This is a genomic window from Streptomyces sp. NPDC037054 (genome assembly GCF_055606745.1).
Genome location: NZ_JBVJSJ010000015.1, coordinates 50770 through 65271, shown reverse-complemented (window position 1 = coordinate 65271; position 14502 = coordinate 50770). Strand labels below are relative to the sequence as shown.

15 protein-coding genes are annotated in these 14502 nt (G+C 72.2%); 3 read left to right on the top strand and 12 right to left on the bottom strand.

Annotated features, from left to right (window positions below):
* The 4 genes from ACZ7D7_RS29640 to ACZ7D7_RS29625 form a co-directional block, all read right to left on the bottom strand.
* Positions 1 to 951: a cytochrome c oxidase assembly protein gene (locus tag ACZ7D7_RS29640; protein ID WP_470828280.1), complete on the bottom strand. Its 951-nt coding sequence runs from the start codon at positions 949 to 951 to the stop codon at positions 1 to 3.
* Between the two features lie 90 nt (positions 952 to 1041).
* Positions 1042 to 2067, bottom strand: coding sequence for a 6-phosphofructokinase (locus ACZ7D7_RS29635; protein ID WP_470828279.1), 1026 nt, complete (start codon positions 2065 to 2067; stop codon positions 1042 to 1044).
* 190 nt (positions 2068 to 2257) lie between these two features.
* Entirely contained in the window at positions 2258 to 2986 is a 729-nt protein-coding gene (locus tag ACZ7D7_RS29630) for a type 1 glutamine amidotransferase (protein ID WP_470828277.1), read from the bottom strand.
* A 60-nt stretch (positions 2987 to 3046) separates the two neighbouring features.
* Positions 3047 to 4285, bottom strand: a complete 1239-nt coding sequence (locus tag ACZ7D7_RS29625) for a DUF1727 domain-containing protein (protein WP_470828276.1) — start codon at positions 4283 to 4285, stop codon at positions 3047 to 3049.
* A gap of 170 nt (positions 4286 to 4455) precedes the next feature.
* Between ACZ7D7_RS29625 and def the strand changes: the two genes are divergently transcribed.
* On the top strand, positions 4456 to 4995 hold the full coding sequence (gene def / locus ACZ7D7_RS29620) for a peptide deformylase (protein ID WP_470828275.1): 540 nt from the start codon (positions 4456 to 4458) through the stop codon (positions 4993 to 4995).
* Positions 4996 to 5008: 13 nt separating this feature from the next.
* Here def and ACZ7D7_RS29615 read toward each other — a convergent pair whose 3' ends face one another.
* A complete protein-coding gene (locus ACZ7D7_RS29615) occupies positions 5009 to 5653 on the bottom strand; it encodes a TetR/AcrR family transcriptional regulator (RefSeq protein WP_470828273.1) in 645 nt (214 codons plus the stop codon).
* Between the two features lie 170 nt (positions 5654 to 5823).
* On the opposite strand from ACZ7D7_RS29615, the gene ACZ7D7_RS29610 reads away from it, so the two are divergent.
* The gene (locus ACZ7D7_RS29610) at positions 5824 to 7050 is read left to right on the top strand and encodes an acyl-CoA dehydrogenase family protein (protein ID WP_470828272.1); all 1227 of its coding nucleotides are present in this window, start codon (positions 5824 to 5826) and stop codon (positions 7048 to 7050) included.
* Positions 7051 to 7078: 28 nt separating this feature from the next.
* On the opposite strand, the gene ACZ7D7_RS29605 is transcribed toward ACZ7D7_RS29610, so the two are convergent.
* The 3 genes from ACZ7D7_RS29605 to ACZ7D7_RS29595 are packed head-to-tail and all read right to left on the bottom strand — an operon-like array spanning position 7079 to position 9891.
* On the bottom strand, positions 7079 to 7600 hold the full coding sequence (locus tag ACZ7D7_RS29605; protein WP_470828271.1) for a cupin domain-containing protein: 522 nt from the start codon (positions 7598 to 7600) through the stop codon (positions 7079 to 7081).
* Positions 7601 to 7607: 7 nt separating this feature from the next.
* Complete coding sequence (locus ACZ7D7_RS29600; protein WP_470828270.1) at positions 7608 to 8819, bottom strand: cytochrome P450; 1212 nt, start codon at positions 8817 to 8819, stop codon at positions 7608 to 7610.
* A 7-nt stretch (positions 8820 to 8826) separates the two neighbouring features.
* Positions 8827 to 9891 (bottom strand): type III polyketide synthase, encoded by a 1065-nt coding sequence (locus ACZ7D7_RS29595; RefSeq protein WP_470828268.1) that lies wholly within the window; start codon positions 9889 to 9891, stop codon positions 8827 to 8829.
* A 185-nt stretch (positions 9892 to 10076) separates the two neighbouring features.
* On the opposite strand from ACZ7D7_RS29595, the gene ACZ7D7_RS29590 reads away from it, so the two are divergent.
* The gene (locus ACZ7D7_RS29590; RefSeq protein WP_470828266.1) at positions 10077 to 10751 is read left to right on the top strand and encodes a thiaminase II/PqqC family protein; all 675 of its coding nucleotides are present in this window, start codon (positions 10077 to 10079) and stop codon (positions 10749 to 10751) included.
* Here the strand turns inward: ACZ7D7_RS29590 and ACZ7D7_RS29585 are convergent.
* The 4 genes from ACZ7D7_RS29585 to ACZ7D7_RS29570 all read right to left on the bottom strand — a co-directional run bounded on the left by ACZ7D7_RS29585 (position 10748) and on the right by ACZ7D7_RS29570 (position 14491).
* Positions 10748 to 10984, bottom strand: a complete 237-nt coding sequence (locus tag ACZ7D7_RS29585; protein ID WP_279547632.1) for a DUF6213 family protein — start codon at positions 10982 to 10984, stop codon at positions 10748 to 10750. The two genes, ACZ7D7_RS29590 and ACZ7D7_RS29585, sit on opposite strands and share 4 nt — an antisense overlap.
* Positions 10985 to 11009: 25 nt before the next feature.
* Entirely contained in the window at positions 11010 to 12395 is a 1386-nt protein-coding gene (locus ACZ7D7_RS29580) for an NADP-dependent succinic semialdehyde dehydrogenase (RefSeq protein WP_470828264.1), read from the bottom strand.
* Between the two features lie 96 nt (positions 12396 to 12491).
* Positions 12492 to 12956 carry an NUDIX hydrolase gene (locus ACZ7D7_RS29575; RefSeq protein WP_470828263.1) on the bottom strand — a complete coding sequence of 155 codons (465 nt, stop codon included), beginning with the start codon at positions 12954 to 12956 and terminating at the stop codon, positions 12492 to 12494.
* Positions 12953 to 14491: an ATP-dependent DNA ligase gene (locus tag ACZ7D7_RS29570; protein ID WP_470828261.1), complete on the bottom strand. Its 1539-nt coding sequence runs from the start codon at positions 14489 to 14491 to the stop codon at positions 12953 to 12955. The genes ACZ7D7_RS29575 and ACZ7D7_RS29570 overlap by 4 nt, the downstream gene beginning before the upstream one ends.
* Positions 14492 to 14502 lie beyond the last annotated feature (11 nt).

Here is a 14502-nt window from a genome sequence, read left to right as displayed (position 1 = left end):
TCAGTTGCCCCGGGCATTCAGCGAGGCCAGATAGGCGTTGTACGCCTCCAGCTCCTGGTCCCCGTCGCGGTCCGCGGCGCGGTCCTTGCGCCGCGCCTGCCGCTGGTCGGAGGCGTACCACTGGAACATCAGGGCGATGAGCACCAGCACGGACGGGATCTCACTGAACGCCCAGGCGATGCCGCCCGCCGCGTTCTGGTCGGACAGCGCGTCGATGCCCAGCGAGGCCGGCGGGTCCCGGAACGTCTCCACCATGGGCGTCGAGGCCATCATCAGGGCGATGCCGAAGAACGCGTGGAAGGGCATCCCGGCGAACAGCTCCAGCATCCGCATCAGGTGACCCGGCCGGTTCGGACCCGGGTCCACGCCCATGATCGGCCAGAAGAAGACCAGGCCGACGGCGAGGAAGTGCACCATCATCGCCACGTGGCCCGTCTTCGAGCCCATCAGGAAATCGAACAGCGGCGTGAAGTACAGGGCGTACAGGCTCGCGATGAACAGCGGGATCGTGAACACCGGGTGCGTGACGATCTTCATGTAGCGGCTGTGCAGCAGCATCAGCAGCACCTCGCGCGGCCCCTTGCGACCGCGGGCGGCGGGCGGCAGTGCCCGCAGCGCCAGCGTGATCGGGGCGCCGAGGAGGATCAGGATCGGCGACAGCATGCTGATGACCATGTGCTGCACCATGTGCACGCTGAACATGACCATGCCGTAGTCGTTCAGCCCGGTGCACATCACCAGGGCGACGGACAGCACACCGGCGACGTACGCCACGCTCCGCCCGACCGGCCACTTGTCGCCGCGCCGCGTCAGCCGGACGACGCCCCAGCCGTACAGCGCCAGCCCCAGCAGACAGGCGACCAGGAAGAACGGGTCCGCCGACCACTGAAGTCCGCGCCCCAGCGTGAACGGCGGCAGATCCATGACCATGCCGTGCCCGCTGTGCTCCATCCGCCGGCTCCTGATTCGTGGGGGTGTGTCCGAACCAGGGTAGGACTGCCCTCGGCGCGGAACGTCACCGGGGGCAGTACGAGCGCCCTCCTACAGCACGCACTCCGCCTCGGCGTACCGATCGACGGGCACCGTCTTCAGCGTCTCCACGGCCTCCGCCAACGGCACCATCACGATCTCCGTCCCGCGCAGGGCCGTCATCCGCCCGAACTCACCACGGTGCACCGCCTCCACCGCGTGCCATCCGAACCGCGTCGCCAGCACCCGGTCGTACGCCGTCGGCGTGCCGCCCCGCTGCACGTGGCCGAGGATCACCGGCCGGGCCTCCTTGCCGAGGCGCCCCTCCAGCTCGATGGAGAGCTGCCGCGCTATCCCGGCGAACCGCTCGTGGCCGTAGATGTCCTTGCCGCCCTCGTCGAAGGCCATGGTGCCGGCCTTCGGCTTGGCGCCCTCCGCGGCCACCACGATCGCGAACCGCTTGCCCGCCGAGAACCGCTCACCGACCTTGGCGGTCAACTCGTCGATGTCGAAGGGACGTTCCGGAACGACCACGGCGTGCGCGCCGGCCGCCATGCCGGAGTGCAGCGCGATCCAGCCGGTGTGGCGGCCCATGACCTCCACGATCAGCACGCGCTGGTGGGACTCGGCGGTGGTCTTCAGCCGGTCCAGGGCCTCGGTCGCGACGGTGACCGCCGTGTCGAAGCCGAAGGTCACGTCCGTGCCCGCGATGTCGTTGTCGATGGTCTTCGGCACGCCGACGATGGGCAGGCCGCTGTCGGAGAGCAGCCGTGCCGCCTTCAGCGTGCCCTCGCCGCCGATCGGGATGATCGCGTCGAGGCCGAGCTCGTCCACGTACCCCTTGGCGCGCTCCACGCCGTCCCGCAGGTGCTCGGGGCGCACCCGGGAGGAGCCGAGGATCGTGCCGCCGCGGGCCAGGATGCCGCCCACGGCGTCGAGGTCGAGCTTGAGGTAGTCGCACTCCAGGAGGCCTTTCCAGCCGTCCCGGAAGCCGATGACCTCGTCGCCGTGGTCGACGACGGCACGGTGCACGACGGACCGGATGACGGCGTTCAGGCCGGGGCAGTCGCCGCCGGACGTGAGGACACCAATGCGCATAGCCCGAATTACCTTCTCGACGTGGGCCGGATCCGGACCACGTTGTCCGGCTCGAATCCCCGCCACCCTAGCGGCATCGGGGGGCGGGGCCGAAGCGTGCGTCCGCCTGCTGGACGGCCCCGCTCACCTGTGCGGAAGGGGCGTCAGACGGGCCGGTGTCCGGGGCCTGCACGGGCGGTGTGCGCGGGGCTCAGGCGGACTGCTGGGCCGCGGCGATGCGCTCGTTGCGCAGCGCCTCGTACCAGGTGTCGTCGACCGGCGGCAGCGCGTTCACGTCGAGCGCCAGCTTCAGCAGCAGGTCCGCGATCAGCGGGTTGCGGGCCAGCACCGGGCCGTGCATGTACGTGCCGAAGACCGTGTCGTTGTACGCGCCCTCCGTGCCGTCGCCCGTGCCGTTGCCGTTGCCGAACCGCACCCGCGCGAGCGGGCGGGCCGACGGGCCGAGGTGGGTGACGCCCTGGTGGTTCTCGAAGCCGGTCAGCGGGGGCAGGCCGAGACGCGGGTCGATGTCGCCGAGGACGTCACCGACGCAGCGGGCGCCCTCGCCGCGTGTGGAGACCACGTCGAGGAGGCCGAGGCCGGGTTCGCGCTGCCCGAGGTCGTTGATGAACTCGTGGCCGAGGATCTGGTAGCCGGCGCACACGGAGAAGACGATCGCGCCGTTCTCCACCGCCCGGTACAGACCGCCGTCCCGGCGCAGCCGCTCGGCCGCGAGCCGCTGCGGCCGGTCCTCGCCGCCGCCGATCAGGTAGATGTCGCCGGACGTCGGGATGGGCTGGTCGCTGCGCACGTCGAGGCGGGCCACGTCGAGTCCGCGCTGCCGGGCCCGGCGCTCCACGACGAGGGCGTTGCCCTGGTCGCCGTAGGTGCTGAGCAGGTCCGGGTAGATCCAGACGAGCCGCAGGCTGTTGTCGCTCATGAAGTCAGTGTCCTCTGGGTCCTCAGGGTCTTCCGGGGCCTTGGCGTCCTGTGGGGGCGCTCAGTTGCCGACGCGGCGGCGCAGGTCCTGGAAGGCGGTGTAGTTGGCGATGACCTCGATCCGGCCCGGCGGGGACATCTGCACCGCCTGGTCGAGGTCCTCGCACACCTGGAAGTGCTGGTTCGCGACCTCCAGGCGCACCGCGAGGTCCAGTTTCCGGTCGCCGATCACGAAGATCGGGTGTCCCGTCAGACGGGTGTAGTCGACGTCCCACAGCCAGGAGGTGTCGGTGCCGTCGGCGGAGCGCGCGTTGACCGACAGGACCACCGGGGTGGGCGGCGGGTCGATCAGGGAGAAGGTCTCCAGCCAGCCGGCCGGGTTCTTCGCGAGCAGCAGCCTCAGGTCGCGGCCCTGGAACTGGACGACGTCGTAGCGGCCGGCGACCGCCTGCACCTGGTACATGCGCTCCAGGGCGACCTGCGGCGGCACCCCGAAGACGGCGGCGACGGCGGCCGAGGACGTGGCGTTGGCCTTGTTGGCGCGGCCCGGCAGCTGGAGGTGGATCGGCCAGGCCGAGCCGTGCGGGTCGAGGACGTGGTCGCCGGACAGCGCCCAGGTCGGGGTGGGCCGGCGGAAACCGCACTCGCCGCAGAACCAGTCGTCGCCGGGGCGCTGCATCACACCGCCGCAGGACGGGCAGGACCAGGCGTCGTCCTTCCACATCTGCCCGGCGGCGACCCAGATCACGTTGGGGGAGGAGGACGCGGCCCACACCACGAGCGGGTCGTCGCAGTTGGCGACGACGACGGCCTTCGAACCGGCCAGTCCCTCGCGCCAGTTCTCGGCGAGCATGCGGGTCTCGGCGGCGCGGTCGAGCTGGTCGCGGGAGAGGTTCAGCAGGGCGATGCACTTCGGGTCGGTGTCCCGGGCGACGCCCGCCAGGTACTTCTCGTCGACCTCGATGACGCCGTACCGGGCGTCGGAGTTGCCGGCGAGCGCCGAGGTGATGCCCGCGGGCATGTTCGCGCCGAGCGCGTTGGAGACGACCGGGCCCGCCGCGCGCAGGGCCTCGGCGATGAGCCGGGTGGTGGTGGTCTTGCCGTTGGTCGCCGAGACCAGGACGACGTCCAGGTTCTGGGCGAGCCGGGCGAGGAGGTCGGGGTCGAGCTTGAGGGCCACACGGCCGCCGATCACCGAACCGCTGCCGCGTCCCGCGGCGCGTGACGCCGCTGCGACCGCCTTGCCCGCGGTCACGGCCAGCTTGGCCCGCGGCGTGAGCGGGTCCGAGTTGCCTGCCATCAGTTCTCGATCCTCCTTGCGTACGCGCCGCGCCTGTGGCCTGACGGCAACGTGGTGGTGGAGCTCAGCCTATCGAGATCCATTCGCACTCCCGAATCATGGCACCGCGCGGGCGTCCGCGGGGGAGGCGAGGCCGGGGGCATTCGGGTGCGGACCGTACCCTTGCCGCCATGCCACACGCCTCCATCCCGGGCGCCCGCGGGCGCGTCCGGCCGCTCACCCTGCTCGGCGACCCGGTGCTGCACGCGCCGTGCGCGGACGTCACCGACTTCGGCCCCGAACTCGCCCGCCTCGTCGAGGACTTGTTCGCGACCATGTACGCGGCGCAGGGCGTCGGCCTCGCCGCGAACCAGGTCGGCGAGCCGCTGCGCGTGTTCGTGTACGACTGCCCGGACGACGATGACGTACGTCACGTCGGTCATGTCGTGAACCCCCGGCTGGTCGAGGCGGACGGCCTGGTGCTGCGCGGCCCGGAGGGCTGCCTGTCCCTGCCGGGCCTGGAGGCGGGCACCGAGCGCCACGACCACGCGGTGGTCGAGGGCCTGACGGTGACGGGCGAACCGGTCACCGTGCACGGTACGGGCTTCTTCGCCCGCTGCCTCCAGCACGAGACGGACCACCTGGACGGCCGGATCTACGCCGACCACCTCACGGGGTGGCGCAGACGGCGCCTGCTGAGGCAGGCGGCCCGGGCGTCCTGGTCCCGGTGAACCGGCGGAACCGTCAGAAGCCGGGGCCCCCGGTCCGGTCGCCGGCCGAGGCCAGCCGGCCCCACAGCAGGTCGGCCAGGCAGGTCACCAACTCGGCCCGGGAGCAGGGCCGTTCGCCCAGCCACCAGTCCCCGGCGGCGTGCATCATGCCGACGATGCCGTGTCCCCACACCCGTGCCAGCTGCTGGCTGCCGGGACCGAGATCGAGGCGTTCCTCGATGACCTGGGCCAGTTCCTCGCCCATCCGCCGCAGCACCGGCGCCGAGTTCCTGCCGAGGTCGAAACCGGGCTCGCCCGCCTGGCTGCCCTCCGCCGGATGCATCAGGAAGCGGTAGACCTGGGGACGGGCCTCGATCGCCGCGAGGTAGGTGTCGAGGGTGGCCTCCACGCGCTTGCGCCGCTCCGCCGGGGCGTCCAGTGCCGCGCGCAGCGAGTCGAGGAGCGCGTCCGTGTGGCGTTTGGCGAGGGCCGCGTAGAGTCCGCCCTTGTCGCCGAAGTGGCGGTAGAGGATCGGCTTGGTGATGCCGGCCTCCGCGGCGATGGCGTTCATCGATGCCTGCGGGCCGTCGCGCAGCACCACTCGGTCGGCGGCTTCCAGCAGCTCGCGCCGTCTGCGGTCGGCGGACCGCTGCTGCTCGGTCCGCTGCGTGGTGTTCATGTGCTCTCCCCACCCGTGCTGATTCGGTGACGCCTGCGCAAACTAACACTCAACCGGCCCGGGAGATCGAACGGGCAGCCGAGCGGGGGTCGGGAGTTGACTTTTCCTACCCGTGGGTAACAGACTCGGTGTTACCGTAAGTAACACGCACGTGCGCCGCTGGAGGGGACATGGCCGAGTTCACCATGGAGCTCAACGACGAACAGAAGGAAGTCCGGGACTGGCTCCATGGCTTCGCCGCCGACGTGATCCGCCCCGCGGCCGCCGAGTGGGACGAGCGCGAGGAGACCCCCTGGCCCGTCATCCAGGAGGCCGCCAAGGTCGGCATCTACTCCCTCGACTTCTACGCCCAGCAGTACTTCGACCCCACCGGCCTCGGCATCCCGATGGCGATGGAGGAGCTGTTCTGGGGCGACGCCGGCATCGCCCTGTCCATCGTCGGCACCGGCCTCGCCGCCGTCGGCGTCCTCGCCAACGGCACCGACGAGCAGATCGGCACCTGGATCCCCCAGATGTACGGCGACGCGAGTGACGTGAAGGTCGCCGCGTTCTGCTCCTCCGAACCCGACGCCGGCTCCGACGTGGCCGCCATGCGCACGCGTGCCGTGTACGACGAGGCCGAGGACGAGTGGGTCCTCAACGGCACCAAGACCTGGGCGACCAACGGCGGCATCGCCAACGTCCACGTGGTCGTCGCGTCCGTCGAGCCCGAGCTGGGCTCCAAGGGCCACGCCTCCTTCATCGTCCCGCCGAACACGCCCGGCCTGTCGCAGGGCCAGAAGTTCAAGAAGCACGGCATCCGCGCCTCGCACACCGCCGAGGTCATCCTGGACAACGTGCGCGTGCCCGGCTCGTGCCTGCTCGGCGGCAAGGAGAAGCTGGACGAGCGGCTCGCCCGCGCCCGCGAGAAGGCCAAGCAGGGCGGCGAACGCGTGAAGAACGCCGCCATGGCCACCTTCGAGGCGTCCCGCCCGGCCGTCGGCGCGATGGCCGTCGGCACCGCACGCGCCGCGTACGAGGTCGCCCTCGACTACGCCAGGACGCGCGAGCAGTTCGGCCGGCCCATCATCGACAACCAGGGCGTCGCCTTCCAGCTCGCCGACATGCGGACCTCCATCGACGCCGCGCGCCTGCTGGTGTGGCGGGCCTCCTGGATGGCCGTCAACGGCAAGCCGTTCACGGCGGCCGAGGGCTCGATGTCCAAGCTGTTCGCCAGCGAGACCGCGAAGAAGGTCACCGCCCAGGCCGTGCAGATCCTCGGCGGCAACGGCTACACCCGCGAGTACCCGGTGGAGCGCATGCACCGCGACTCCGCCATCTACACCATCTTCGAGGGCACGAGCGAGATCCAGCGCCTGGTCATCGCCCGCACCCTGGCCGGCATGCCGATCCGGTAGTCCCGGCACGGCCCGGGGCGGACCCGGCTCAACGATGCCGCAGCGGCGTCAGCTGCTCGATGTCGTACCGCGTCCGCAGGGCCTCGACGGCCTCCTGGTCCGGCGGACCCCCGTCCCCCAGGATCTCGAGCAACTCCTCGAAGTAGCGCTCGTGGTCCGGGGGCGGGGACGCCTGGAAGAACATCTTCGCGGGCTTCCCCGTCGGGTTCGCGAACGCGTGCGGGCAGCCCGGCGGCACGACGACCACCGTGCCGGGGGTCGCCCGCACCACGCGACGGCCCGACACCGACTCCCAGTGCCGCCAGTTGTCGGGCGTGCGCACGCGCGGCTCGAAGGCCAGCACGTCCAGCTCGCCCTCCAGGACGTAGAACAACTCCTCGCTGCGCGCGTGCACATGGGCGCCCACGTCGAAGCCCGGCGGCACCACCACCTCGAAGGTGGACGCCGACCGCGAGTGCGAGCCGGTCACCTTGAACGTCACGTGCTGCGCCGGCGCCGCCACGACCCGGCCCCGGCCCGGCGGCACCAGCAGCCCCTCCGTCTCCGTCATCCCGCCCTCACCACGTCACCGGCAGTGCCTCGGGGCCGCGGATCAGCGCGCCCTTCCTGAACGGCACGTCCTCGGGCGCCACCGCGAGCCGCAGTCCCGGCACCCGGTCGAGGAGCGTGCCGACCAGCAGCTCGGACTCCAGCCGCGCCAGCATCGCGCCCGGGCAGTAGTGCGGGCCGAAACCGAAGGACACGTGCGGGTTCGGGCTGCGCGAGAAGTCGAGCGCGTCCGGGTCCGCGAAGACCTCCGGGTCGCGGTTCGCCGCCAGGTACGACACGTACACCGCGTCGCCCGCCCGGATCCGCGCGCCCCTGATCTCCACGTCCTCCAGGGCGATCCGCGACAGGCCGACCGCGTTGCGGTGCGGGATCCAGCGCAGCAGCTCGTCCACGGCCCGCGGCCGGATCTCCGGCTCGCGGCGCAGCCGTTCGGCCAGCTCCGGACGCGTCAGCAGCACGTGGAACATCTGGCCGCTGTTGTTGGTGACCGCCTCGCCGCCGATCTGCAGCAGCACCGCGAGCCCCACCGCCTCGTCGAGGGTGACCTCGCCGCGCCCCACGGCGGCGCCCAGCAGCGAGGCGACGTCCGCACCGCCGCCTTCCCGCAGTCCGATCAGATCGGCGAAGTACGCGCCCATCTCCCGCTTGGCCCGCTCGCTGACGTCGGCGCCGTGCGCGGACGACAGGATCAGCTGCGTCCAGGTGTGCATGGCCTCCCGGTCGGCGGCCGGCACGCCCATCAGCTCGCAGATCACGGCGATGGGGAAGGGGGCCAGCACGGCCGCGGTGAGGTCGGCGGGCGGGCCCTGCGACAGCATCGCGTCGACCAGTTCCTCCAGCGTCCGCCGGGACTTCTCCCGCACCCGCTCGACACCCCGCGCCGTGAACGCGGCGGCGACCGTGCGGCGCAGCCGGGTGTGGTCCGGCGGGTCGAGGAAGCCGACCGCGCCGCGCGCCGGAATGAAGTGCGGCGCGAGCCGGGTGACCTGCCGGTCCATGACGGCCTCCCGGCCGAACCGCGGGTCGTTGGTCACCAGGCGCACGTCGTCGTGCCGGGTCACCAGCCAGGCCCAGCCCTCGCCGTTGGGCAGTTCGATGCGGGTGACCGGGCCCTCGGCCATCAGCTCCCGCAGCACCGGGTCGAAGTCGGTGCCCGGCAGGTCGAGCGCCGGCCAGTGCCGGACGGGCGGCAGGCTCTCGGTGAGCGTCTCCTCGGTCATCGGGTCGTCACGCCGCCCTCTCGTCGTCGCGGTGCCAGCGGCCCAGCGCCATCTCCGCGGTGATGCCGGGCCCGAACCCGGCCAGCAGTCCCCGCGCCATGTGCTCGGCGCCGCCGTCGTCGAACAGCCGCCGCAGCGCGTCCAGGACGACGGCGCTGGCGATGTTGCCGTACTCGGTGAGCGTCGCCCGGCTGAACCGGAACGCGTGCGGGTCGACCTCCAGGAACGTGCTGAGGTCGTCCAGGATGCGCGGCCCACCGGCGTGCACGATGTAGAAGTCCAGGTCGGACGCGTCCCAGTCGTGCGCCGCCGCCAGGTCCCTGAGCGCCGGCGCGAGCGGCTCCATGGTGGCGGGCACCCGCTTGTCCAGCAGGAAGTGGAAGCCGGTCGCACGGACGTCGTACATGATCCACTCCTCGGTCTTCGGGATCAGGTACGAGCCGTTGCGCTCCAGCCGGACGCCCTCGCCGCCCCGGCCGCGGACGACGGCGGAGGCGATGCCGTCCCCGAACAGGCCGTTGGACAGCAGCGATCCGACGCCGACATCGGTGGGCTGGTAGCACAGCGAGCAGAACTCGCAGGCGACGATCAGCGCGTTGGCGTCCGGATACGCGGTGCAGAAGTCGTGCGCCCGGTTGATCGCGGCGCCTCCCGCGGCGCAGCCCAGCTGGGCCATGGGTATCTGCCGGGTGGTGCTGTCGAAGCCCATGGAGTTGATCAGCCAGGCCGTGAGCGACGGCATCATGAAGCCCGTGCACGACACGTAGATGATCACGTCGATGTCGGTGGTGAGCAGCTCCGCGTCGTCGAGCGCGCGCTGCACGACCGCCGGGACCCGGGCCTTGGCCTCCGACTCGTAGAGCTTGTTGCGCTCCTCGAAGCCGGGGTGCTTGAGGGTCTCCTCGATGGGCTGCACGATGTGCCGTGTGCGGACACCGGTGTTCTCGATCAGCCGCAGGGCGAGGGGGAGTTGGGGGTGGTCGGCGTGACGGGAGCGGGCCAGCTCCAGCGTCTCCTCCATAGTGATCACATACTCGGGAACGGACACCGAGGGTCTGCACAACGTCGCCATGAACCGTGCCTGCTTTCGCGTTTCCCAGGGCCCCTTCGCCCCCGGTTCCGGAAGGGGTGGGTCTCGGAGAGGGTCGACTCCACGATCACCCGCCGGGGCGACGATCTCGCGCCGGACTACTCCATACCGGGGGCATGTGCCAGAGTCGAGAGCGGCAGTCCGCACCCGGCCCCAGGGAGGCCCCGATGACGCGTACGGCCCGGCAGTTACTGGAGACCACCACCCGCGCACTGGCGCCCGACCCCGCGGCGAACGCGCTCGTCGCGCGGATCGCCCGGGGCGAGGCCGGCCGGTCGACCACGCTCGCGGCCCTCGCCCTGGAGCAGTACGGGGTGATCGCCGCGGACCGCCGCGCGTTCCTGCACCTGGCGCGGCGCTGCGCCGACGCACCGGAGGTCGCCGCCTTCTTCACGACGCTGGCCGAGGGCGAGGCGCTGGCGGGGGAGCGGCTGACGGCCTTCGCGGCCGCCTGCGGAGTGGACGAGGAGCGGGCCCGCCGCCACGAACCGCTGCCGGGCTGCCAGGCCTACCCGGCGTACGTCGCCTGGCTCGCCCTGAACGGCTCACCGGCCGACGTCGTCCTGGCGCTGACCGCCAACTTCTCCGCCTGGGGCGGCTACTGCGCCACCATCGCGGCGGCCCTGCGCGAGCACTACGGCCTCAGCGACGAGAGCTGCGCCTTCTTCGACTTCTTCGCCGAACCGTCGCCCGAGCTGGACCGGCAGGCGGCGGAGGCGGTGGGGGAGGGACTGGACACGGGCCGCCTGGACGAACGTCTGGCGCACCGCTACGGCAGGCTGCTGCAGCACTACGAGGCGCTGTTCTGGTCGACGCTGGGGGAGACCGCCGGCAGTCCCTAGGGCGTGGTGCCGCTGCTGTGCGCGATGCAGGCCACGTCGATGCGGTCGGCGAGCTTCGCGAGCTCGATCGTGAGGGCGGCCACCGTGTCCTCGTCGAGCCCCTCCTCGCCGGCCTCCACCAGACGCAGCCACCGGCCGCCCACCGTGCGCAGCAGCTTGCTCACGTCGCTGGCGGCCACCTGCAAGGTACCGCGGTCGTCGACGATCAGAGGCAGAGTCACTTCGCGGTTCACAAAAAGGATCGTAGCCGCGGAACGCTCACGCTCCGTGCCATACGGTGGTGATGTTGCAGAACTCCCGGATTCCGTGTCCGGACAGCTCACGCCCGTACCCGGACCGCTTCACCCCGCCGAAGGGGAACGCCGGGTGGGAGGCCGTCATCCCGTTGACGTAGACGCTGCCGGCCTCCAGGTCCCGGACGAACCGGTCCACGTCGGCGTCGTCGCGCGTCCAGACGTTGGAACTCAGTCCGAACGGCGTGTCGTTGGCGATCAGCACGGCCTCGTCCAGGTCGGCCGCGCGGTACAGCGTGGCGACCGGGCCGAAGGCCTCCTCGCGGTGGATGCGCATCTCGCGCGTGATGCCCGCGAGGACGGTCGGCGGGTAGTACCAGCCCGGCCCCTCGGGACGTTCGCCGCCGCACAGCACCCGCGCGCCGGCGCGCACCGCGTCGTCGACGAGTTCCTCCAGGTCGGCGCGGCCCCGCTCGCTGGACAGCGGCCCGACCTCGGTGTCCTCGTCCGCCGGGTCGCCGACCTTGAGGGCCCTCATGCCCGCGACGAACCGCTCGGCGAACGCGTCGTAGACGTCGCTGTGCACGATGAACCGCTTGGCGGCGATGCACGACTGCCCGGTGTTCTGCACGCGCGCGTTCACCGCGACCTCGGCGGCCCGGTCGAGGTCCGCGGACGGCATCACGACGAACGGGTCGCTGCCGCCGAGCTCCAGCACCGTCTTCTTGATCATCTCCCCGGCGGTGGAGGCGACCGCCCGGCCCGCGGGCTCGCTGCCGGTGAGGGTGGCGGCCTTCACGCGCTCGTCGCGGAGGATGTCGTCGACGGCCGCCGAGCCGATCAGCAGCGTCTGGAAGCAGCCCTCCGGGAAGCCCGCCCGGTGGAACAGGTCCTCCAAATAGAGGGCGGTCTGCGGGACGTTCGAGGCGTGCTTGAGCAGGCCCACGTTGCCCGCCATCAGCGCCGGGGCGGCGAACCGGATCACCTGCCAGAGAGGGAAGTTCCACGGCATCACCGCGAGCACCGGGCCCAGCGGCCGGTAGCGCACCCGCACCCGGGCGGCGCCCGAGTCCCGCACGTCCGTGTCGGAGGGCTGCTCGTCGGCGAGCAGCTCGGCCGCGTGGTCGGCGTACCAGCGCATCGCCTTGGCGCACTTGGCGACCTCGGCGCGGGCCTGCTTGACCGGCTTGCCCATCTCGGTCGTGATCAGCCGCCCGAGGTCCTGCTGGTCCTTCTCCAGGAGGTCCGCCGCCTGCCGCAGCAGGCGGGCGCGTTCGTCGAAGCCCGTCGTGCGATACGTGCGGAAAGTGGCCTCGGCGAGCTGGAGCCGGCGCTCGATCTCCTCCTCGCCCATGGCCTCGTACGTCCTGAGCGTCTCGCCGTTCGCCGGATTCACCGTAGCGATGGGCATGACCGACCTCCCTGGGAGCGAACCGTGTTCCGACCTTCGCGTGCGGCAGGGGAGCGCGCAACGCGGTGCGGGCTGCAAGGGGGCGTCAGGCGCCCCCTACGGCGAGTGCTCCGCGAGGCGGTCGAGAAACGCGGTCTGCGCCGTGACGATCAGCGCGCGCGCCCGTTCCAGGCCGAGCCAGGCCACCCGGTCCAGTTCGGGGAACTCCTGGGTCCGGCCCGAGCGCGGCGGCCACTGCATGGTGAACGTGCCGGGCACCACCGCCGCCGGGTCCAGGTCGGCCTCGACCGCCCAGACGGTGACAGTCTTGCCGCCGCGCTGGCGGACCTCGCCGAGGGGGATCGCCTCCCCGTCGGGCGGCGGCACGCCCAGCTCCTCCCGGAACTCGCGGCGCGCCGCGTCCCAGGCCGGTTCGGCCGGGTCGTACTCGCCCTTGGGGACCGTCCACGCCCCGGCGTCCTTGCGGGCGAAGAACGGGCCGCCCATGTGGCCCAGCAGCACCTCCAGGCCGTCGGAGGTGTGCCGGAACAACAGCAGACCGGCGCTGCGGGCGCCCGTCACGGCCGGACCTCGGGGTGTGCCGCGAGCAGCGACTCCACCGTGTCGGCCTGCTCCGGGCGCTTGTCCTCGCGGTAGCGGACCACGCGGGCGAAGCGGAGGGTGACGCCGGCCGGGTAGCGGGTGGAGCGCTGCAGGCCGTCGTAGGCGATCTCGACGACGAGTTCGGGGCGGACGGTGACCACCCAGCCGTCGTCCTCGACGGCCAGTTCCCGCAGTTTCTCCGTCTGCCAGGTGAGCATCGCGTCCGTCATGCCCTTGAAGGTCTTGCCGAGCATCGCGAAGCCGCCGTCGGCGGTGCGGGCGCCCAGGTGCAGGTTGGAGAGCTTGCCGGTGCGGCGGCCGTGGCCCCGCTCGACGGCCAGGACGACCAGGTCGAGGGTGTGCACGGGCTTGACCTTCAGCCAGGACGCGCCGCGCCGGCCCGCGCTGTAGGCGGCGTCGAGGCCCTTGACGACGACGCCCTCGTGGCCGCGTGCCAGGGTCTCGGCGAGGAACTCCTCGGCCGCGCCCACGTCCTCGGCGCCGGAGACGAGGGCGCGGCGCACCCGCATCGGCTCCGGCACCAGCCGTGCCAGCTCGGCGTGCCGGTCGGTCAGCGGCAGGTCGAGCAGGTCGCGGCCGTCGACGGACAGCGCGTCGAAGAAGACGGGGGAGACCGGGACCTGGCGGGCCGCCGTGGCCACGTCCACGCGCGAGCCGACGCGCCCGGCGGTCTCCTGGAACGAGCGTGGCCTGCCGCCCGCGTCGAAGGAGATGACCTCGCCGTCCAGGATGAACCGCTCGCCCCGCAGCTCCAGCGCCGCGGCCCGCACCTCGGGCAGCCGGTCCGTGATGTCGTCGAGGGTGCGGGTGTGGATCCGCACGCTGTCGCCGTCCCGGTGCACCTGCACGCGGATGCCGTCGAGCTTCTCCTCGACCGCGCAGGCGCCCAGTTTGCCCACGGCCTCGGCGACCGAGGACGCGGAGTGCGCCAGCATCGGCAGCACCGGGCGGCCGACGGTGAGCCGGAACCGCTCCAGCGCCGCCGGTCCGTCCGCGAGCAGCGCCTCGGCCACGGCCGGCAGCGAGCCCGCCAGCATGACCGCCCGCCGCACATCCGCCGCCGGCACCCCGGCCGCCCGCGCCAGCCCTTCGACCGCGACGGCGTCCAAGGCGCCCTGCCGCACCTCGCCGGTGAGCAGCCCGACGAGGAACCGCTGCTCGTCCTCGGTCGCGGCGCCCATCAGCTCGCCCACCAGCCGGGCCCGCTCCGCCTGCGAACCGGCGCCGGACACCGCGCCGATCGCGGTGAGCAGCGCGTCCACCTCCCGCACGGACAGCCCCGGCTCGGGCGCGGGGTCCACCCGTCGGCTCAGCACCTTCCATCCGACGCCGAGCCGCCCCTGCGGCAGGCGTCCCGCCAGATACGGGATGACGACGGGCACGTCGTCGGGTTCCGCCTCCCGGAACAGCTCCGCGAGCAGGGCGATCTTCCGGGACCGCGCCGAGGTGGCGGCGACCTCCCGGGACACGTCGGCCAGCCGGGTCAGCAACATGCCCTCAGAGT